Source organism: Rhizobium tibeticum (assembly GCF_900110205.1).
Taxonomy (GTDB): Bacteria; Pseudomonadota; Alphaproteobacteria; order Rhizobiales; family Rhizobiaceae; genus Rhizobium; species Rhizobium tibeticum.
Genome location: NZ_FOCV01000017.1, coordinates 38,269 through 58,716, shown reverse-complemented (window position 1 = coordinate 58,716; position 20,448 = coordinate 38,269). Strand labels below are relative to the sequence as shown.

The following is a 20,448-nucleotide window of genomic DNA, read 5'->3' as shown; positions in this document are numbered from 1 at the left end:
CAATGCCGCGCGACCCGATCGTCTTCGAGGCCTACCGGAACGGCTACCTGCTCAGCACCGATCGCGCTCGCCTCGATCCGGCAACAGTCCACCGCTTCCTGGCAGGCGATTCCTACTGGGCGCGCGGCATGACGCTCGAGCAGCTCCAGCGAGCCTTGGACCATTCACTCCCCATCGGCATCTATGCCGAAGATGGCACGCTCGCCGGCTTCGGCCGTGTGGTCACCGACTATGCCATCTTCGCCTATCTGCGCGATGTCTTCACGCTGCCGGCCCATCGCGGCCAGGGGCTTGCATCCTGGCTTGCCGACGAGATCCGTAATCATCCGGAACTCGTCGACGTCACCAGTTGGATGCTCGCGACGAGGGACGCGCACGCCGTCTACGAGAAGGCCGGCTACCGACGGGCTCCGCATCCCGAATACTATATGACCGTTCCAAAGCCCGACGAGTCGGAGGCACACAGGCCATAACCGCGGGTTATGGATTCCATTCATGTCTTTCGTGGTTTCGCCTGCTGCTTGCGCGCATCCTCTCATTGACCACACAGGAGACGCGCCATGACCTATCGCATTGGCGTCGACGTCGGCGGGTCCTTTACGGACTTTGCCGTGTTCGACACAGGCACCGAAAACATCGCTACACTGAAGGTCTTTTCGCGGCCGGATGCGCCTGGCGAGGAGATTCTCTCTGCTCTCGATATGCTCTCCAAGCGCGACGGAATCGAGCCGAGCGAAGTCTCCTATTTTACGCATGGAACGACCGTCGGCGTAAATACCGTCATCGAGCGCAACGGCGATGACATTGCCCTTTTCACCACGAAAAATTTCGAAGACGTGCTGCAGGTCGCGCGTCTCAAGATCCCCGAGATCCACAATCTCTATTCAGTGCGTCCGGAACCGCTGATCAGCCGCGACCGGGTGTTCGGTATCGACGAGCGTATCCTGGCGAGCGGCGAGGTTCTGAAGACGCCCGATGAGAAGGACGTGGCCTGCGCTGTCCAGGCGGCGATCGAAGCCGGCTGCAAGGGGATCGTACTCGCCTTTCTGCATTCCTACCGCAATGCCGCCAACGAGCATGCAGTAAAGTCGATCATCGAGCGGCTCGCACCGGGGCTGCCGGTCATATCCTCGGCTGCCACTTGGCCGATCATCCGCGAATATGAACGTACCATCACGGCCGTGATCAGCGGCTACGTCCAGCCGCGTGTCGCCAATTATCTCGACCGCTTCGAAAAGGTACTGCGCGAGCGCGGCGTGACCTGCCCACTGCTGATCACCAAGACCAACGGCGGCGTCATGGGCATCGATCAGGCTCGCTCACAATGCGTCCAGATGATCCTGTCCGGCACTGCCTCGGGCGTCATCGGCGCCGGCTATCTGGCCAAGGCGAGCGGCTTCGACCGTATCATGAGCCTCGACATCGGCGGCACCAGCGCCGACGTCGCCGTCATCATCGATGGCGAGGCGCAGTACGGCACAGGCGAACTGATCGGTGATTTCCAGATCCATGTCCCGTCAGTATCGGTAAGCTCGGTCGGCCAGGGCGGCGGTTCGGTCGCCTGGATTGATCGGCTTGGGCTTCTCCATGTCGGGCCTCAGAGCGCCGGCTCAACTCCTGGTCCCGCCTGCTACGGGCGGGGCGGGACAAAGCCGACGATCACGGACGCGATGGCGGCCGCCAATCTCATAGGCCATATGCCGCTCGGCTATGGTGCCGTGAATGTCGATCACGCCGCATCGCGAGCGGCTCTTGCCCCGCTCGCCGAAAAGCTCGACACCAGCGTCGAGGAACTTGCCGGCAATATTGTCGATATCTCGGTGTCCGGCATGTATGCGGAGGTGAGCGCGCTCGTCTCGCGCTTTGCCATCGACCCGCGCGAGTTCCACCTTTTCGCCTTCGGTGGTGCCGGCGCGATGCTCGCCTGCTTTCTCGCCAGGGAGCTCGACATGCGGGGCGTCGTGGTGCCACCGACCCCCGGTGTCGTGTCCGCCTATGGCGGGCTCATAGCCGATCTCAAGAACGACTTCGTCCGCACGGTCTATTGCGAGGTGACGGGCGGGGCGCTGGCCGACCTTTGTGCAACCCTCGAGTCACTTGAAATAGAGGCGCGCGCCTGGCTCGAGACGCAGCGCTACAGCGGCCGCGGCAGCATTCGTCTCTCTGCGGAGATGCGTTACCTCGGTCAGTCCTTCGAGATCGAAACGCCGATCCAGCCTGCCTGGCTTCGCCACGGCGATGCCGCTGCGATACGAGCCGCGTTCCACCAGGAGCACGATCGGCTCTACGGCCACCGCGACGAGAACGCCGACGTTCAGATGGTCAGCCTGCGTCTCGTCATTGCCGGCGCCACGCCGAAGCCGCCACTCAATCCCATTGCTGTCGCCGAAGCTCCAGCCGCGCCGCGCCTTCACGTCGAGGGCTGGTTTTCGGGCCGCAGTTGGGTGACCGGCGTCTATCACCGCGCCGACCTGGCCGCAGGCCATCGCTTCCGCGGCCCGGCGATCGTCGCCCAGGACGACACCGCCACCATCGTGCCGCCTGCCTTCGAGGTCCTCGTCGACCGCTTCGGCAATCTTGTTATCACGAGGACGGAGCTCTGATTATGGCCATCGACCGCCGCAACCTGAAGGTGCTCGCAAACTTCTGCTCGGCAGCCGCCGACGCGATGGCCTTCACGCTGATGCGCACCGCCCATTCCGCCTTCGTCAAGGAGACAGAGGATTTCTCCTGCCAGATCGTCACGCGCGAGGGGCTCGCCTTCGCCAACCCCCGTCAGTTCGGCGCCCCTTGGTACAGCGGCATCGACTATGCCCCGCTGCTCGAGGCCTTTAAAGACTATGAGGAGGGCGACATCTGCATAACGAATGATCCCTATTCAGGCTTCGTCGCCACCCATTCGCCCGACATCCACATCTGGAAACCGGTCTTCTTCGAGGGGGAGATTGCCTGCTTCGTCGTCGGCCACATTCACAACACCGATGTCGGCGGCGCTGTACCGGCCTCGCTCTCCAGGTCCTTGAGCGAGATCGAGCAGGAGGGCCTGCGCCTCCCGCCGACGAAGCTTGTCTCGAAGGGCGAGATCAACCGCTTCGTCCTCGACGTGATCCGCGTCAATGTCCGTTTGCCGGAACAGAACCTTGGCGATCTTCATGCGCAAATCGCTTCTGTCAATGTCGGCGAGCGCAAGATCCGGGAGATCATAAGTCGCTTCGGCTACCAGACCTTCCTCGAGGGTGTCGCGCAGATTCTCGACTATGCCGAGGCTCAAACGCGCAGTATCCTCGCGCGCGTGCCAGACGGCGATTATTTCTTCGCCGACTATGCTGACGAGGATTCCGTCGGCGGCAAGCCCTGCAGAATTGCGCTCACCCTCAAGATCCGAGGCGACGAGGTCGTACTCGACTATACCGGGTCGGACCCGCAACTCGGCTCCTCACTCAACATGCCGACCGGCGGACGGGACCGCCATCCGCTGGTGATGGTCGGGCTGACCTATGTGCTTTACACGCTGGACACCAGCCTGCTCCTCAACGCCGGCACATTGAGGCCTGCGCGTGCGATCCTGCCCGAGGGCTCGGTCGTCAACTGCGGCCGGCCCGCAGCCGTCGGCATGCGCTCGCTCACCTGCGCCATGACCCAGATCGTCACCGTTGGCGCCTTCGTGCAGGCTTTGCCCAACCTGATGCCCGCCGCATCCCCAGGCGGCAACGCCATCGTGAACATCAAGACGACAAGTCGGGCCGGGCGCCCGGTCATGGCCTCGATCGGGCCGGTCGGCGGAGGCGGCGGCGGCACGCCTGCCGGTGACGGCAGCGACGGCGCAGGTGGTGCCACGGGTTTTCTGCGCAATACGCCGATCGAGATCAGCGAGGCAGAGGTGCCGATCCGCTTCCTGCGGTACGGCCTGGAGCGCGATACGGGCGCGCCCGGGCGGCATCGCGGCGGTCTGTCGGCCGTCATGGAGTTTGAGATCTCGGCGCCGGAAACCATCATTACCGCCCGCAACCGCAATCGCTCGATCATGCCGGCCTGGGGCGTGAACGGCGCACATCCCGGCAGCATTTCCCGGTTCCTTCGCAATCCGGGCCGGTCCGACGAGGACTCGCTCGGCAATACTGATGTCGTCCACTGCGGTCCCGGCGACGTGATCCGCATCGTTGGCCCCGGCGCCGGTGGCTATGGCGACCCCCTGTCGCGGCCGACGGACAAGGTCTTGAAAGATGTGCGTTGCGGCGCCGTCAGCGTTGCAAGCGCCGAGCGGGACTACGGAGTCGTCATTCGCGTTGGCAGGGTCGACGAGGAAGCGACCGCAGCCATCCGTTCAGGCCACGGGCGGCCTCCAGTGCCGGAAGTCATCACCCATGGCGTTGAACGGCGGGCCTTCGAAGCGACCTGGAATCTCGAGCGCTATGATCTCCTGACCGCCTTCCTCGCTTCTCAGCCGGTCGGCTGGCGGTATTTCCTCAAGCATCGGATATTCGAGGCGGTCGAGAAAGCCTCAGACGATCGCCCCCCTGTTGCGGAGGAGATGCGGATGCTGTTTGAGACGATGCGAATCCGCTACGCTCTCAGCTGAGAACGAAACTGCCGGAGCCGCCGTCTCATGAACATCCGCCAGCTGGAAGTCTTCCGTGCGATCATGCGCGACGGCACCATCACCGCCGCCGCCAATTCGCTCGGCGTCTCGCAGCCGGCAGTCAGCAAGCTGCTCGCCTATCTCGAAGATCAGCTTGGCTATCCCCTGTTCGAAAGGATCGGCGGCCGGCTCGCGCCGACGACAGAGGCGCATATTCTTTATGGCGACGCCGACCGCGTCTTTCGGCAAATGGAGGCGCTTTCATCCCTTGCCCGCGACGTCGGCGCGAGCAAGATTGGGCTCATCCGTATCGGTGCCAGCCTGCCGCTTGCCTATTCGGTCCTACCGGTGGCACTCACCGCTTTCCGCAACCACCATCCCGAGGTGAAAATTCATCTTCATACGCTGCCGAAGCGTGAGATCGCCGAGGCACTATCGCTCGGTGACGTTGACGTGGGCGTTACTCTATCACCGATCCTAGCACCGACAGTACGGGTGGAAACCCTCTATTCCGCCAAGATCGTGGCGATCCTGCCGGCAAGTGATCCACTGACCGCGGAAGCGACGATCACGCCGGCCGCGCTTGCTGGGCGGTCCATCATCTCCTACGGCTCCCACGCGGAGTTCGGCGCAGCTCTCGACGACGTCTTCGCGGCGGCAGGACAAGTGCGCGAGGTCTCGATCCAGATCGCTTCCTCGGTTGGCGCCCTGCCCCTGGTCCGTCAGGGGCTCGGCATTGCCCTCGTCGATGGACTTGCGCTATGGAGCCCAGTCGAGGGGATTGTCTTTCGCCCGTTCCGTCCAGCGATCTCGACACCAGTGTCGCTGACGATCAATGAGGCCCGGCCGCAATCACGCTTCGTTGCACCGTTCTCCGAATGCCTCAGGCAAGCCTTCGCCGATGCTTCGCAAATCTAGCCTCTGCACGAGCGCCAAAGAATTGACTGTGGCGTCGCTGAAAACGTAATTTTCCGCCGTCCCGGCATCGCCTGTCGATGCATGCTGCTTTTGTCGCCGCGCTAACCTCGCCTTTAGGCCCAGGCAGAGGACGCGCAATGACACTTAGCTTTGATCCGGACAGACTCCCCCTGCCCGTCGGACACTTCATCGGCGACCGGCTGGTACCGGCTGACGGCGTGCTCGACATGCATCGCCCATCCGATGCCAAAGCCTATGGCGGCTGCCCGGTCGCTGATGAGAACATGGTTGATCGCGCCGTCCAGACCGCCAAACAGGCCTTGAAGGTGAGCAACTGGGGCGGCGTACGCCCACGTGAGCGCACCGTCACGCTGCAGCGCTGGGCGGACCTCATCGAGGGCGAGGCCGAAACGCTTGCGAAACTCGAAGCGCTTTCCTCAACACGCCCCGTCGGCCAGCTTGTTGCCGGCGACATTGCGGTCACCGCAGAGCAGATCCGTTTCTTCGCCGAATTCGCCGACAAGGAGGGAAGCGATCTCGTGCCGACGGACGACAGCAGCCTCGGCATGATCATGACGGAACCTTACGGCGTGGTCGGCGCCATCACGCCCTGGAATTTTCCTGTTTCCATGGCTGGCTGGAAGCTTGGTCCGGCGCTTGCCGCCGGCAATGCAGTGGTTTTGAAGCCGTCCGAACTGACACCCTTTTCAACCATCTATCTCGCCGAACTGGCAATCCGGGCCGGCCTGCCGGCGGGTCTCATCAACATCGTTCTTGGCGACGGCCAGGTCACGGGCAATGCCATTACCGGCCATCCGGAGATCGCCAAGGTTAGCTTCACTGGCTCGACCGTAGCCGGTTCTGCGATCATGGCCAATATCGCCCGCACGGGCGTCAAGCCGATGACGCTGGAACTCGGCGGAAAGAGCCCGCAACTGGTTTTCGCAGACGCCGATCTCGACAAGGCTGCCATGGTGATTTCCCAAGGCATACTTTCCAATGCGGGCCAGGCCTGCGTCGCCGGCTCCCGGCTAATCGTCGAGGAATCCATTGCGGCCCCTCTGGCCGAAGCGATCGTCGCGCGCATGAAGATGGTGACGGCAGCGCCGACCTGGGACGAGACGACACAATATTCGCCGATCATCTCGAAGCGCCAGTTGAGCCGTATCCACAGCATTGTCGAGTCGGCTGTTTCGGCCGGCGGCGAATGTCTGTTCGGCGGCGCACCGATGGATGCGCCGGGCTATTTTTATCAACCGACATTGATCGCCGTTCGCGACGAGCTCTCGCCGGCGGTCACGGAGGAAATCTTCGGGCCCGTCCTCACCCTCCAGACCTTTGCAGACGAGGAGGAGGCGCTCGCGCTCGCGGACCATCCGACCTACGGGCTTGCCGCCGGGCTCTTCACCCGCGATCTATCCCGAGCGATCCGGCTCACCCGTCGTCTGCAGGCAGGCACCATCTGGGTCAACCGCTACAGCCGTTCGCGAGACCATATCCTGCCAACAGGGGGCTATAAGCAGTCAGGCATCGGCAAGGATCTTGGCCGCGAAGCTTATCTCGCCAACCGCAAGAGCAAGAGTGTGCTCATCAGCCTGTGAGGATCTGCGATGAAAACCTACAAGATCGCCCTTCTGCCCGGAGACGGCATCGGCCGCGACGTGACGGAAGCAGCCTGGGCCGTGCTCGAAAAGGCAGCTCGCGCGAACGGATTTTCTCTTGATGCAACCAGCTATCCCTGGTCCTGCGACTACTATCTGGAGAACGGCAGCATGATGCCCGCCGATGGCATCGAAACGCTCAGGTCTTTCGATGCCATCCTGCTCGGCGCCGTCGGCTGGCCTCGCAAAGTGCCGGATTCGGTGTCGCTGCACGGGCTTTTGCTGCCGATCCGCAAGGCTTTCGTGCAATATGCCAATATCCGCCCGCACCGGCTGCTGCCGGGTGTGCAGGGGCCGTTGCGGTCCGACAGCTTCGACATCCTCTGCATTCGTGAAAATACCGAGGGTGAATATTCCGGCGCCGGTGGCCGCGTCCACCAGGGCACCGACAGTGAGGTAGCGATCGAGACCTCGATTTTCACCCGCAAGGGGGTTGAGCGCATTCTGCGTTTCGGCTTTGAGCAAGCGCGTGCACGCAGCGGCAAGCTTGCCTCGGTGACGAAGTCCAACGCCCAGAAATATTCGATGGTCTTCTGGGACGAGATCACCCAGAAGCTCTCTGCCGAATATCCCGATGTCGACGTAAGGAGCTACCATATCGACGCCATGGCTGCCCGCATGGTCATGGCGCCGGAAAGCCTCGACGTCGTGGTCGCCTCCAACCTGTTCGGCGATATCCTGACCGACCTCGGCGCCGCCATCCAGGGCGGGCTCGGTTTTGCAGCCTCCGCCAATATCAATCCCGATCGCTCGGCTCCATCGATGTTCGAGCCCGTCCACGGCTCCGCGCCCGATATTGCCAATCTCGGCATCGCCAATCCGATCGCCGCCATCTGGTCGGGTGCGATGATGCTGGAGCATTTGGGAGAAACGGTTGCCGCCGCAAAGGTGATGGCCGCCATCGAGGCGACGACGGCACGCGGCATCGGCGCAATTCCAGGCAAGGACAAGACCGACGCGATCACGGCATCGGTGCTTTCGGCACTCGACTAGATCCAAAACCGCGCAGCGGTTTTGCGTCAGGAATTGTGGAAACGGAATGCTTTCATGAAAGAGGATAGAATGAACGGATTAAGGGATACCAGCCTGCTTCGCCAGCAAGGGCTCATCGACGGAGAATGGCGTGGGGCCGCAGCCGGGCGCACGATCGAGGTGATCGATCCGGCGACGCAGCATGTGCTGGGCACGGTGCCCGACATGGACGGAGCCGATACCAGGGCGGCGGTCGCGGCGGCGGAAAAGGCCTTCGGTCCATGGCGCGCAAAGACCAATGCGGAGCGCGCCGCATTGTTGGAAGCCTGGCACGATCTGATGCTCGACAATATCGAGGACCTGGCGCTGATCCTCACCCGGGAGCAGGGCAAGCCGCTGGCGGAGGCGCGCGGCGAAATCCGCTACGGCGCCTCGTTCATCAAATGGTTTTCCGAGGAGGCACGCCGCATCGGCGGAACGACCATTCCCTCGCCGACGGCGGATCGGCGGATCGTCGTTCTAAAGGAGCCCGTCGGCGTGTCGGCGATCATCACGCCGTGGAATTTTCCGAATGCGATGATTACCCGCAAGGTCGGGCCGGCGCTCGCCGCAGGCTGCACGGTCGTGATCAAGCCCTCGGACCTGACCCCCTATTCGGCGCTGGCGCTCGGCGTACTGGCTGCGCGCGCAGGCATCCCGAAGGGCGTGATCAATATCGTCACCGGCATGCCGGCCGGGATCGGCGACGAACTGATGGCGAACCAAACCGTCCGCAAGATCTCTTTCACCGGCTCGACCCGCGTCGGCTCGCTGCTGATGCGCGGCGCGGCCGACAGCGTCAAGCGGCTCAGCCTCGAGCTCGGCGGCAACGCGCCCTTCATCGTCTTCGACGACGCCGATCTCGATCTTGCCGTGGAAGGCGCAATCGCATCGAAATTCCGCAATGGCGGGCAGACCTGCGTCTGTGCCAACCGCCTTCTCGTCCAGTCCGGCGTCTACGAGGCCTTTGCCGCCAAACTTTCCGCACGCGTATCGGCCATGAAGGTCGGGGCCGGCACGGATGCCGGCACGGATATCGGGCCGATGATCAACAAGGCCGCGATCGAGAAAATCAAGCGTCATGTCGACGATGCGGTGGAAAAGGGAGCGAGGATCCTCGCCACCGCAGGTTCCGTGCCGCCAGGCGATCAATATGCAACGCCGATGGTGCTCGGCGGTGCCACGACCGAGATGCAGCTTGCCAGCGAAGAGACCTTCGGACCCATTGCCCCGCTTTTCCGTTTTGACAACGAGGAAGAGGCGATCCGCATCGCCAACGCCACGCCTTTCGGCCTTGCGGCCTATTTCTACACCGAGAGCCTGAAACGCTCCTGGCGTGTCGCCGAGGCGCTCGAATTCGGGATGCTCGGCCTGAACACGGGGGCCATTTCCACCGAGGTCGCCCCCTTCGGCGGGGTCAAGCAGTCCGGCCTCGGTCGTGAAGGCGCCCAATGCGGCATCGACGAATATCTGGAAATGAAGAGCTTCCACATCGGCGGGCTCTCCTGACCGACAGGACGACAAAGGGCGCCGGGACATCATCCCGGCGCCCTTTTTTGCTGACCATTTCTGCTACTGCAAACGGTCGAGCGTCTTGTAATAAAGCCCGACGAGCGGCAGGAACCAGGGCTTGCCGAAATGGCCAGGAACGGCCGGCCAGTCGAGGCCCTTGACCGGGTTGCGGTCGGCGTTGCCGAGAATGGCGTCGGCCATGATCATGCCGAGATGCGTCGACAGCTGCGCCCCATGGCCGGAATAGCCCATGGCGTACCAGACACCATCGACATAGCCAGCGCGCGGATAGCGGTCCTTGGTCATGTCGACGAGCCCACCCCAGCAATAGTCGATCTCTACTCCTGAAAGCTGCGGGAAGATTTCAAGCAGGCTCTTGCGGAGAATGTCGCCACTCTTTGCATCCGAGCGCTGATCGGACGTTGCCGAAAACCGCGCGCGGCCTCCGAAGATCAGCCGGTTGTCTGGCGACAGCCGGAAGTAGTTGCCGATATTCATCGAGGTGACACAGGTGCGGTTGCCCGGCATCGTCACTGCAATTTCTGCGTCCGTCAGTGGACGCGTTGCAATGAGAAAGCTGCCGACGGAAACAATCCGACGCCGGAAATAGCCGAACACTGGCGGCGTATAGGCGCCTGTCGCGACCAGCACGTGGTCTGCGGTGACGGTGCCCCGTGCGGTCGCGAGGCTATGGCGGCCGTTGCCACTTTGGTGCGCGGTCACTGCCGCCTTCTCGAAGATGGTGGCGCCATGGCGCGCGGCAGCGCTGGCAAGCCCGACGACATAGCGCCCCATATGCATCATGGCGCTTTTCTTCGACAGCATGGCGCCGTGGAAGGGCGCGCCGACCTCGCTTTTCAGATCATCTGCGCTAAGAAGCGCGGTATCCGGGTCCACCTCTTCGTGAACTGCCTCGAAATTGCGGGCGATCGCATCGAAATGCTGCGGCTTGGAGGCGAGCTTCAGTTTTCCGGCGCGGCGGAAATTGCAATCGATCCCCTCCTCGGCGACGATTGCCTCGATGGTATCGATCGAAGCATCGAGTGCCTTGTAGAGCGAAATAGCTCGCTCCTTGCCGAGTTCGGCCTTGGCGGCAATGAAGCTGTGGGCGAGGCCGTTGTTGAGATGGCCGCCATTGCGTCCGGAAGCCCCCCAGCCCACCCGCTCTGCCTCCAGTACGACAACCTTTGCGCCGGCCTTGGCCAGTTGGCGCGCCGCGGCAAGACCGGTGAAGCCTCCGCCGACAATGGCAACGTCGTAGTGTCCTTCGACAGGATCTTGCATAGCGCCTTCAAAGGCGGGGGCCGTATCGTGCCAGTAGGATTGGAACTTCATCGCCATGCCTTTCTCAGAGCCCGACAACGGCCGGCAAACCCGAGATATCGGCGATTTCGACATAGCCGTAATAGGGGTTCGCCGGTTCGTGGCCACGATTGACCCAGACCTTGTTCTTGATGCCGAGGTCATGCGCTGACATCAGATCGTAACGGAAGGAGGACGAGCAGTGGAGAATGTCTTCAGGCCCGCAGCCCAGCATATCAAGCATGTATTCGAAGCCCTTGAAGCGCGGCTTGTAGGACTGCGCCTGCTCCGCCGTGTAGACTGCATGAAACGGTGCCCCGAGCTTTTCGACATTCGACATGATTTGCGAGTTCATCGCGTTGGAGAGGATGACCAGCGGGATTTCCTTGGCAACCTTGGCAAGGCCTGCCGGAACGTCCGGATGCGGGCCCCAGGTCGGGACGCGCTCGTAGACCGCCCGCGCGGCTTCGTCATGGAACTTTATGCCGTTGCGCTTGCAGGTGCGCTCAAGCGAATTGAGAACCACCTCATGATAAGGTTTCCAGTCGCCCAGTACCTCGTCGAGGCGATAGGCGGCAAAGTTTTTGATGAACTCGGCCATGCGCGGCTCGTCGAACTGATCACCGTAAAGATCGCGCGCCGCCTCGGCCATCTGGAAGTTGGTGAGCGTGCCATAGCAGTCGAAGGTGATGTATTTCGGCCGGAAGTGTGTCATGACCTGGTCCTAAGCTGTAGCGGTTTCATCTGTGGCCATCATAGGCCGAGGTTCACCCACCCGCTCGACTGAAATCCGAACGATCAAAGCAGATTGTTTCGTATCCAAAGCCGGCTTTGGCAGAAGGTTGTGCGTCTTGGTGCGGTTTCCTCTCGCCCACGACAGCGTTTCTAGCGCGCGCGTTCGTTGCCAGCATAAGATGCGGCGGCATGCGGCTGCAAAGCCATAAGATATCGTCCGGGCCGCGTCCTTCAGACAATCTTCCGGCCGATACTGCCTCACACTTGCGAGCAGAAATGAAGGACATTCCAATGCAAACAAGTCAGATCGATCTTGTGACGTTCGGTCCCGAACACCTGGGCGCTGCCATCGACCTCTCTCGGCAGGCTGGCTGGCCGCACCGGTCGGAAGACTGGCAGATGGCGCTGGCGCTCAGCGAAGGGGTCGTCGCGGTCGAGGGCGGGCGGGTCGTTGGTACCGTACTCATGACGCCATACAAGACAGAATGTGCGACAATCAACATGGTTATTGTCGACGAGACGATGCGCGGTCGCGGTCTAGGCCGCAGGCTCATGGATGCCGCATGTCAGATCGCGGCAGACCGACCGCTGAGGCTCGTGGCGACGGCCGAAGGCCTTCCCCTCTATAAGAAGCTTGGCTTTTGCGAGATCGGCACGGTCTTACAGCACCAGGGGGTGGTCGGCGAGATCGCCGCGCCAACGGAAACCGAGGACGCGACCGTCGGCGATCTTCATGCACTCACCGAACTCGACCGGGTTTCTTTCGGCGCCGATCGCGAAGGGCTGATGGCCTATCTCGCCAAGGTCGGCGAGTTCGCCGTCACCCGCCGTGACGGCCGCATTTCAGGGTTTGCAGCTCTGCGCTCCTTCGGTCGCGGTGAAGTAATCGGCCCCGTCGTCGCCGCCGATCTCACCGATGCCAAAGCACTCGTCAGACATTTCATTGCTAAGCGTCCCAGCCGATTCCTCAGGGTCGACACCACCGACGACAGCAATCTTTCGCCATGGCTCGCCGAACAAGGCCTCGCGCACGTCGGGGGCGGCATTGCCATGGCCAAGCCGCAGATCCACCGCGCCGCAGATCGTGCTGCGGCCACCTTTGCCCTCGCCAATCAGGCGTTCGGCTGATCCGGAGACCTTCATGTTTAGCAATTCCCTGATCGAACTCGACCGCGCGCATTTGATCCATCCGGTCGCTTCCTATCGCAGCCACGAAAATCTGGGCGTGCGGGTCCTGACATCGGCTTGCGGTGCAACAGTCACCGATGCGAACGGCAAACAATTGATCGATGGTTTTGCCGGCCTGTGGTGCGTCAATGCTGGCTACGGGCATGACAGCATCGTCGAGGCGGCGGCAAAGCAAATGCGGGAGCTTCCTTATGCAACCGCCTATTTCGGCCTCGGCTCGGAGCCGGCCATCAGGTTAGCCTCGGAACTCGCCGATCGCGCGCCAGGGGACCTCAACCACGTTTATTTCACGCTCGGCGGCTCGGATGCCGTCGACAGCACGATCCGCTTCATCCGCTACTATTGGAATGCGCGCGGACGACCCGGGAAAGACCAGTTCATCTCCATCGAACAAGGCTATCACGGTTCCTCGACGGTGGGAGCCGGTCTTACTGCTCTACCCGCCTTTCACGCTGGTTTCGGCTTGCCTTTTGATTGGCAGCACAAGATTCCGTCCCACTATGCCTACCGCAACCCGGTCGGCACCGACCCCGAGGCCATCATAGCTGCTTCCATTGCCGCATTGAATGAGAAGATCGAAGAACTGGGTGGCGCCGATCGCGTTGCGGCATTCTATGCGGAACCGATCCAGGGATCGGGCGGCGTACTCGTGCCGCCCAGGGGCTGGATGAAAGCGATGCGCGCCGTTTGCCGCGAGCTCGATATCCTCTTTGTCGCCGACGAGGTCATCACCGGCTTCGGGCGCACAGGTCCGCTATTTGCCTGTTCGGAGGACGACATCGTGCCGGACCTCCTGACGGTCGCAAAGGGCCTCACCTCCGGCTATGTGCCGATGGGTGCCCTCTTCATGTCCGAACACGTCTACCAGACAATTGCCGATGGCGCCGGCGCCTCTGCTGTCGGCCATGGCTATACCTATTCGGCCCATCCCGTCAGCGCTGCCGTCGGGCTGGAGGTCCTGCGGCTCTATGAGGCCGGACTGCTGGAAAACGGCCGGAAAGCCGGAGCGCGGCTGATGGCCGGGCTCGAGAGCCTGAAGGACCATCCGCTCGTGGGCGACGTCCGCGGCCGGGGCATGTTGGCTGCCATCGAGCTCGTCGTCGACAAGGAGCGCAAGACTCCCCTTCCGGCCGCTGCAGAACCGGCGCGCCGCATCTTCGACCGCGCCTGGAGCAACGGTCTCGTCATCCGCGCCTTCGCCAATGGCGTGCTCGGCTACGCCCCACCGCTCTGTTGCACGGAGTCGGACATCGACGCGATCGTGGAGCGTACACGCAGGACGCTGGACGAGACGCTCGCCGACACCGATGTCCGGCGGGCCCCTGTGGCCTGAGAAACCCGAGCCGCAATATCGCGGAACCGTCATCTTCGGTATTTTGTGCCGCGCCACGGCCTCTTTTCGGAGACTCTGGTTTGGGACAGCTGCCAAACTCAATTCAAGAAAAGGGCCGGATCCCAGAAATCCCGGCTTTTCCACAAGAGCGAGAAAATCACCTCGCCAGGGAACAGAATATTCTTCTTCACGAAGCCGGCGTTCCCTCGGGAGGCCGAGAACTGGGAGTTGCAATGCCCAAGAGCCTTCAAGACTTCAAGTATCTTACCTTCGATGTCGTCGGCACGCTGATCGATTTCGAGGGTGGCCTTACGGAGTGCCTGGCCGGCATCGCCGCTGAGGCGGGCGTCGTGATCGACGCCGAGGAGGCGCTGAGCCTTTACCGCACGGCGCGCTACTCCAGGGATGCCGACCTCTTCCCGGATGATCTCATTCGCGTCTATCTGGCGATCGCGCCAAATCTCGGCCTGCCAGTTGAGCGGAAGTTTGGCGAGCGGCTGCGCGATTCCGCAAAACGCTGGAATGCCTTTGACGACAGCGCCGAAGCGCTGGCCCGGCTTGGCAGAGACTACCGTCTGGTGGCGATGACCAATGCACGTCGTTGGGCCTTCGATTACTTCGCGAAGGAACTGGGAAGCCCGTTCTATGCCGCCTTCACCGCCGACGAAACCGGCACAGAAAAGCCGGACCCCATCTTCTTCGAGAAGGTTTTCGACTTCGTAGCCGCCGAAGGAAATTCAAAGGACGAGATCCTGCATGTCGCCCAAAGCCAGTACCACGACATTGGGATTTCGCGGGAGCTGGGGATGAGCAATTGTTGGATTGAGCGCCGCCACGGACAGAAAGGTTATGGCGGCACCATCGAGCCGGCCAAATTCACCGAGCCCGACTATCACTTCACATCCATGAAGGGCCTCGCCAATGCAGTGGCCGCCGCACGGGGCTGAATGAGAATCTTAAAGAACCTGGCCTGAACTTTGCGCCAAGACGAAGACGCGCCAACCACCACGAAAAGGGGAATGCTGTGAACGACAAGATTTCCAACTGGACCACATCCGACGACACAAGGGTCGAAAATGCCATTCGCCGTGGCGCGACGCGTCGAGAGTTACTCCACATGATGCTTGCCGGCGGTGTGGCGATGTCGGCGGGCGGCCTCATCCTCGCTCGCGCCTCGCAGGCGGTCGCCGCCACACCCGTTTCCGGCGGCGCGCTGAAGGCGGCGGGATGGTCGTCTTCGACGGCCGACACGCTCGACCCCGCCAAGGCATCACTCTCGACCGACTATGTTCGTTGCTGCTCCTTTTACAATCGCCTCACCTTTCTCGACCAGAACGGCGTCCCGCAGATGGAGCTTGCCGAAACAATCGAGTCCAAGGATGCGAAAACCTGGACCGTCAAGCTTAAGAAGGACGTTACTTTCCACGATGGCAAGCCGCTGACGGCCGACGACGTCGTCTTTTCGCTGAAGCGCCATCTCGACCCGGCGGTCGGTTCGAAGGTCGCCAAGATCGCTGCCCAAATGACGGGCTTCAAGGCCGTCGACAAACAGACCGTCGAGATCACGCTCGCGAATCCGAACGCCGACCTACCGACCATTCTGTCGATGCACCACTTCATGGTCGTCGCCGACGGTACGACGGACTTCTCGAAGGCGAACGGTACCGGCGCCTTCGTCAAGGAGGTCTTCGAACCCGGCGTGCGGTCGGTCGGGATCAAGAACAAGAACTACTGGAAATCCGGCCCGAACGTCGATTCCTTCGAATACTTCGCCATCAGCGACGACAATGCCCGTGTCAACGCACTGCTTTCGGGCGACATTCATCTTGCCGCCTCGATCAATCCCCGCTCGATGCGTTTGGTCGAAACACAGGGAGACGCTTTCGTCCTGTCGAAGACGACGTCTGGCAACTACACCAATCTCAACATGCGACTCGACATGGAGCCCGGCAGCAAACGAGACTTCATCGAAGGCATGAAGTATCTCGTCAACCGCGAGCAGATCGTCAAGTCGGCACTGCGGGGCTTAGGTGAGGTCGGCAACGACCAGCCGGTTTCCCCCGTGAATTTCTATCGCAATGCAGACCTGAAGGCGCGCGCATTCGATCCCGAAAAAGCCAAGTTCCATTTCGAAAAGGCCGGCGTTCTTGGTCAGTCGGTCCCGGTGATCGCCTCCGACGCGGCGACCTCCTCAATCGACATGGCGATGATCATCCAGGCCGCCGGTGCCGAAATCGGCATGAAGCTTGACGTCCAGCGCGTTCCATCCGACGGTTACTGGGACAATTATTGGCTGAAGGCACCCGTCCATTTCGGCAATATCAACCCGCGCCCGACACCGGACATCCTGTTCTCGCTGCTCTACGCTTCAGAAGCGCCATGGAATGAGAGTCAGTACAAGTCGGAGAAGTTCGACAAGATGCTGATCGAAGCGCGGGGCTCACTCGACCAGAACAAACGAAAGGCCATCTACAACGAAATGCAGGTCATGGTCGCCGAAGAAGCCGGCACTATCATCCCGGCCTATATTTCGAACGTCGATGCCACGACTGCCAAGCTAAAGGGCCTGGAAGCGAACCCGCTTGGCGGCCAGATGGGCTATGCCTTTGCGGAATACGTCTGGCTGGAAGCCTGACGAGGCGAGTGGCCACGGGGCTGTAGCAGGACTGCTGTAGCCCCGGGCATTTTTGGATGCCGAAAACGATGTCGAACGTTGAAAGGGAACGCGCGTGAACAACCCGGTCCTATCCCTTGTCCTGGGGAGACTGCTCATCGCCGTGGTCACATTGTTGATCGTCTCCTTCGCCGTCTTCTTCGCGACGACACTGCTGCCGGGAGACACGGCAACGATCCTTCTCGGCCAGGCCGCCACACCCGAGGCCGTCGCAGGTCTGCGCAACGCAATGCACCTCGACGAGCCGGCGCTCTTCCGTTTCCTGCGCTGGATTGTCGGCTTGTTGCACGGCGATCTCGGGACCTCCTATGCCAATGAGATCCCGGTTGCCAAGCTTATTGCCGGACGTTTCATCAACACCATGAAGCTTGCCGGCGTGACCGCCTTATTCTCGGTCCCGATCGCACTTTCTCTCGGGATCACCGCTGCCATGCTTCGCGGTTCGCTCTATGACCGGATTGTCACGATTTTGACGATCGGCGTGATCTCCGTCCCGGAATTCATGGTTGCGACCTCCGCCGTACTGATCTTCGCCGTCTATCTAAAGTGGCTGCCGGCGCTGTCCTTCGCTAACGAGATCCATAGCTTGAGCGATATGCTACGAGTCTATGCAATGCCGGTGATCACGCTCACGTTCGTGGTTTCGGCGCAGATGATCCGGATGACGCGCGCCGCAGTCATCGAGACGCTCAAGACGCCTTACGTCGAGATGGCGCTACTCAAGGGCGCCTCCCGTCCGCGCATCGTCTTTCGTCATGCCTTGCCCAATGCGCTCGGGCCGATCGTCAATGCCGTGGCGCTCTCGCTCTCATATCTGCTGGGTGGCGTCATCATCGTTGAGACGATCTTTAACTATCCGGGGATTGCCAAGCTCATGGTCGATGCTGTTGCGACCCGCGACCTGCCACTGATCCAAAGCTGCGCGATGATCTTCTGTCTTGGCTACCTCATCCTGATCACGGCTGCCGACATCATCGCCATTCTTTCCAATCCGAGGCTCCGATGACAATGACGCCTTCAAGCACTTCGACACCCCTCCGGAAATCCGGAATCCGGCTTGGCTATCGCTTCAACATCGTGGGCATGATCGGCCTTGCGATCATCCTGTCCTGGGCGCTCGTTGCGATCTTTGCACCGCTTATAATCCCCTACCCGGTCGGTGAGATCGTTGATGTCGATTATTTCGGCCCGATGAGCCGGGATCTTTGGCTGGGCTCCGACTATCTCGGCCGCGACATGTTCTCGCGAATCCTGATGGGCGCACGCTATACCGTCGGTATCTCGCTCGCAGCCGTGACGATTGCCTGTTTCAGCGGCGTGGTTCTTGGGATGATCGCCGCCGTCACCGGAGGCTGGATCGATACGATCTTGAGCCGTGTCCTCGACGCGCTGAATTCGATCCCAAGCAAGCTGTTCGGCCTTGTGGTCGTCGCGGCCGTCGGCTCCTCGATCCCGGTGCTGATTTTGACGCTGTCGGTCATCTACATTCCCGGATCCTATCGCTTCGCTCGCGCACTTGCCGTGAACATTAACGCGATGGACTTCATCACTGTCGCGCGCATCCGCGGGGAGAGCACCCTCTATCTCATTCGATCCGAGATCCTACCCAACATCGTTGGGCCGGTGCTCGCGGATCTGGGGCTTCGCTTCGTTTTCATCGTTCTCCTGCTCTCCGGGCTCTCGTTCCTCGGCCTTGGTGTTCAGCCGCCTTATGCCGACTGGGGCGCACTTGTGCGCGAGAACATTGGCGGTCTGCCTTTCGGAGCACCGGCCGTTATGTTCCCGTCGCTTGCGATCGCCAGCCTCACGATCAGCGTGAACCTCCTGATCGATAACCTGCCGCAGAAGATCCGCGATCGGAGCGAGTGATGACCAATCTTGTAGAAATCTGTGACCTGAAAGTCGAAGCAACCACCGATTCCGGGCGCCACGTCGAAATCATCAAGGGCGTTAGCCTGGCAGTCGCCGAGGGCGAGATAGTCGCCCTGATTGGGGAAAGCGGTTCGGGAAAGACGACGATCGCATTGACGTTGATGGGTCACGCCCGCCCAGGCTGCCGCATTTCCGGCGGCATTGTATCGGTCGCCGGCAAGAACATGGTCGCGCTTTCGGAAAAGCAGCGCGCCAAGGTACGCGGCACCGAGGTCGCTTATGTACCGCAATCGGCCGCCGCCGCCTTCAACCCGGCTGCCACCATCATGGACCAGGTCATCGAGGTCACCCGCATCCACGGGCTGATGTCGCCCGACGAGGCCCGCACTCGCGCCGTCGAACTCTTCCGGGCGCTCTCCCTGCCCGAGCCGGATACGATCGGCAGCCGTTATCCGCATCAAGTCTCCGGCGGACAGTTGCAGCGCCTTGCCGCTGCCATGGCCCTGATCGGCGACCCCAAGCTCGTCATCTTCGACGAACCGACCACGGCACTCGACGTTACCACGCAGATCGAGGTGCTGCGCGCCTTCAAGGCAGTCATGAAGAAGGGCGGGATCGCAGGCGTCTATGTCTCGCACGATCTTGCTGTCGTCGCCCAGATTGCCGACCGCATCGTGGTTTTGAAAGGTGGCGAGGCGAAGGAGACTGGCACCACCGAACAGATCCTCAACGAAGCGAAGCATCCCTACACGCGCGAACTGCTCGCCGCCTTCGAGCCAAAGTCGCGCGGGCCTGTCGCCGCCGCACAGACTTCGCCTGCTCCGCTTCTGAAGATCGAAGACCTGGTCGCCGGTTATGGTCAGCGCCAGACCGACGGACTCCCGCTCGTGCGGGCTGTGGAGCATGTGAGCCTCAAGGTGGAGAAAGGTCGCAACCTCGGCATCATCGGGGAATCCGGTTGCGGAAAGTCGACGCTCGCCCGCGCCATAGCCGGCATCTTGCCGGCTGCCGTCGGCAAGATCGTCTTCGACGGCAAGGAACTCGGTCGCAGCGCACGCGAGCGCTCACGCGACCAGCTGCGCGAGATGCAAATCGTCTTTCAATATGCTGACACCGCACTCAATCCGGCAAAGTCGGTCGAGGACATCCTGGACCGGCCTCTTGTCTTTTACCACCGCATGGACAGAAAGGCGCGCAGCGCCCGCATCGACGAGCTGCTCGATATGGTGCGCCTACCGCGCAATCTGCGCCACCGGCGCCCGGGAGAGCTTTCCGGCGGCCAGAAGCAGCGCGTGAATTTTGCCCGCGCATTGGCCGCTGACCCGAAGTTGATCCTCTGTGACGAGATCACCTCGGCACTCGATACGGTTGTCGCCGCCGCCGTCATCGACCTCCTGAAGGAATTGCAGCGCGACCTCGGACTCTCCTACATTTTTATCAGTCACGACTTGTCCGTGGTCGAGGCGATCTGCGACGAGATCGTTGTGATGTATGGTGGCAGAAAGGTCGAAGAAATCATGCCGGCCAAGGTCAAGACGCCGCAGCACCCCTATTCGCAATTGCTCTTCTCGTCGGTGCCCAAGCTCGACCCCGCCTGGCTCGACGGTCTTAAACAGGATGCCGAGTTGGTTCGGGCCTATTGCCGGCGCTGAGGCGTCGGCGC

Annotated in this window: 16 protein-coding genes; 14 read left to right on the top strand and 2 right to left on the bottom strand. The window is 61.7% G+C overall.

All coding sequences use genetic code 11. From position 1 onward, the window contains the following. The first annotated feature begins 2 nt into the window (after nt 1-2). The 7 genes from BSG20_RS19080 to BSG20_RS19050 all read left to right on the top strand — a co-directional run bounded on the left by BSG20_RS19080 (nt 3) and on the right by BSG20_RS19050 (nt 9,678). Complete coding sequence (locus tag BSG20_RS19080) at nt 3-473, top strand: GNAT family N-acetyltransferase (protein ID WP_072377284.1); 471 nt, start codon at nt 3-5, stop codon at nt 471-473. A gap of 87 nt (nt 474-560) precedes the next feature. Further along, a complete protein-coding gene (locus BSG20_RS19075; protein ID WP_072377137.1) occupies nt 561-2,603 on the top strand; it encodes a hydantoinase/oxoprolinase family protein in 2,043 nt (680 codons plus the stop codon). Nucleotides 2,604-2,605: 2 nt separating this feature from the next. Next, nucleotides 2,606-4,579, top strand: coding sequence for a hydantoinase B/oxoprolinase family protein (locus BSG20_RS19070; RefSeq protein WP_072377135.1), 1,974 nt, complete (start codon nt 2,606-2,608; stop codon nt 4,577-4,579). Nucleotides 4,580-4,606: 27 nt separating this feature from the next. Further along, a complete protein-coding gene (locus BSG20_RS19065; protein ID WP_072377132.1) occupies nt 4,607-5,497 on the top strand; it encodes a LysR family transcriptional regulator in 891 nt (296 codons plus the stop codon). Nucleotides 5,498-5,634: 137 nt separating this feature from the next. After that, nucleotides 5,635-7,098: an aldehyde dehydrogenase family protein gene (locus BSG20_RS19060; RefSeq protein WP_072377129.1), complete on the top strand. Its 1,464-nt coding sequence runs from the start codon at nt 5,635-5,637 to the stop codon at nt 7,096-7,098. 9 nt (nt 7,099-7,107) lie between these two features. Next, nucleotides 7,108-8,151: a tartrate dehydrogenase gene (locus tag BSG20_RS19055; RefSeq protein ID WP_072377127.1), complete on the top strand. Its 1,044-nt coding sequence runs from the start codon at nt 7,108-7,110 to the stop codon at nt 8,149-8,151. Nucleotides 8,152-8,220: 69 nt separating this feature from the next. Then, nucleotides 8,221-9,678: an NAD-dependent succinate-semialdehyde dehydrogenase gene (locus tag BSG20_RS19050; RefSeq protein WP_072377125.1), complete on the top strand. Its 1,458-nt coding sequence runs from the start codon at nt 8,221-8,223 to the stop codon at nt 9,676-9,678. A 63-nt stretch (nt 9,679-9,741) separates the two neighbouring features. Here the strand turns inward: BSG20_RS19050 and BSG20_RS19045 are convergent, their stop codons facing one another. Both BSG20_RS19045 and BSG20_RS19040 read right to left on the bottom strand, forming a co-directional pair. After that, entirely contained in the window at nt 9,742-11,016 is a 1,275-nt protein-coding gene (locus BSG20_RS19045; RefSeq protein WP_072377282.1) for an NAD(P)/FAD-dependent oxidoreductase, read from the bottom strand. A 13-nt stretch (nt 11,017-11,029) separates the two neighbouring features. Beyond that, nucleotides 11,030-11,698, bottom strand: coding sequence for a haloacid dehalogenase type II (locus BSG20_RS19040; protein ID WP_072377123.1), 669 nt, complete (start codon nt 11,696-11,698; stop codon nt 11,030-11,032). Between the two features lie 311 nt (nt 11,699-12,009). On the opposite strand from BSG20_RS19040, the gene BSG20_RS19035 reads away from it, so the two are divergent. From BSG20_RS19035 to BSG20_RS19005, 7 genes are all read left to right on the top strand, one after another. After that, nucleotides 12,010-12,846: a GNAT family N-acetyltransferase gene (locus BSG20_RS19035; RefSeq protein WP_072377280.1), complete on the top strand. Its 837-nt coding sequence runs from the start codon at nt 12,010-12,012 to the stop codon at nt 12,844-12,846. Between the two features lie 13 nt (nt 12,847-12,859). After that, entirely contained in the window at nt 12,860-14,239 is a 1,380-nt protein-coding gene (locus BSG20_RS19030; protein WP_072377121.1) for an aspartate aminotransferase family protein, read from the top strand. A 233-nt stretch (nt 14,240-14,472) separates the two neighbouring features. Continuing rightward, complete coding sequence (locus BSG20_RS19025; RefSeq protein ID WP_072377119.1) at nt 14,473-15,186, top strand: HAD-IA family hydrolase; 714 nt, start codon at nt 14,473-14,475, stop codon at nt 15,184-15,186. Between the two features lie 77 nt (nt 15,187-15,263). Then, a complete protein-coding gene (locus BSG20_RS19020) occupies nt 15,264-16,874 on the top strand; it encodes an ABC transporter substrate-binding protein (RefSeq protein WP_072377117.1) in 1,611 nt (536 codons plus the stop codon). A gap of 94 nt (nt 16,875-16,968) precedes the next feature. Then, nucleotides 16,969-17,919 (top strand): ABC transporter permease, encoded by a 951-nt coding sequence (locus tag BSG20_RS19015; RefSeq protein ID WP_072377115.1) that lies wholly within the window; start codon nt 16,969-16,971, stop codon nt 17,917-17,919. Then, nucleotides 17,916-18,782, top strand: a complete 867-nt coding sequence (locus BSG20_RS19010; protein WP_072377113.1) for an ABC transporter permease — start codon at nt 17,916-17,918, stop codon at nt 18,780-18,782. Before BSG20_RS19015 ends, BSG20_RS19010 begins: the two co-directional genes overlap by 4 nt. Next, nucleotides 18,782-20,437 (top strand): ABC transporter ATP-binding protein, encoded by a 1,656-nt coding sequence (locus tag BSG20_RS19005; RefSeq protein ID WP_072377112.1) that lies wholly within the window; start codon nt 18,782-18,784, stop codon nt 20,435-20,437. Before BSG20_RS19010 ends, BSG20_RS19005 begins: the two co-directional genes overlap by 1 nt. The last annotated feature ends 11 nt before the right edge of the window (nt 20,438-20,448 follow it).

Coding starts and splice junctions, on each gene's coding strand:
- BSG20_RS19055 (WP_072377127.1), top strand. CDS start 7,108: ATGAAAACCTACAAGATCGCCCTTCTGCCCGGAGACGGCATCGGCCGC.
- BSG20_RS19025 (WP_072377119.1), top strand. CDS start 14,473: ATGCCCAAGAGCCTTCAAGACTTCAAGTATCTTACCTTCGATGTCGTC.
- BSG20_RS19035 (WP_072377280.1), top strand. CDS start 12,010: ATGCAAACAAGTCAGATCGATCTTGTGACGTTCGGTCCCGAACACCTG.
- BSG20_RS19040 (WP_072377123.1), bottom strand. CDS start 11,698: ATGACACACTTCCGGCCGAAATACATCACCTTCGACTGCTATGGCACG.
- BSG20_RS19050 (WP_072377125.1), top strand. CDS start 8,221: ATGAACGGATTAAGGGATACCAGCCTGCTTCGCCAGCAAGGGCTCATC.
- BSG20_RS19080 (WP_072377284.1), top strand. CDS start 3: ATGCCGCGCGACCCGATCGTCTTCGAGGCCTACCGGAACGGCTACCTG.
- BSG20_RS19010 (WP_072377113.1), top strand. CDS start 17,916: ATGACAATGACGCCTTCAAGCACTTCGACACCCCTCCGGAAATCCGGA.
- BSG20_RS19045 (WP_072377282.1), bottom strand. CDS start 11,016: ATGAAGTTCCAATCCTACTGGCACGATACGGCCCCCGCCTTTGAAGGC.
- BSG20_RS19070 (WP_072377135.1), top strand. CDS start 2,606: ATGGCCATCGACCGCCGCAACCTGAAGGTGCTCGCAAACTTCTGCTCG.
- BSG20_RS19075 (WP_072377137.1), top strand. CDS start 561: ATGACCTATCGCATTGGCGTCGACGTCGGCGGGTCCTTTACGGACTTT.
- BSG20_RS19005 (WP_072377112.1), top strand. CDS start 18,782: ATGACCAATCTTGTAGAAATCTGTGACCTGAAAGTCGAAGCAACCACC.
- BSG20_RS19060 (WP_072377129.1), top strand. CDS start 5,635: ATGACACTTAGCTTTGATCCGGACAGACTCCCCCTGCCCGTCGGACAC.
- BSG20_RS19065 (WP_072377132.1), top strand. CDS start 4,607: ATGAACATCCGCCAGCTGGAAGTCTTCCGTGCGATCATGCGCGACGGC.
- BSG20_RS19030 (WP_072377121.1), top strand. CDS start 12,860: ATGTTTAGCAATTCCCTGATCGAACTCGACCGCGCGCATTTGATCCAT.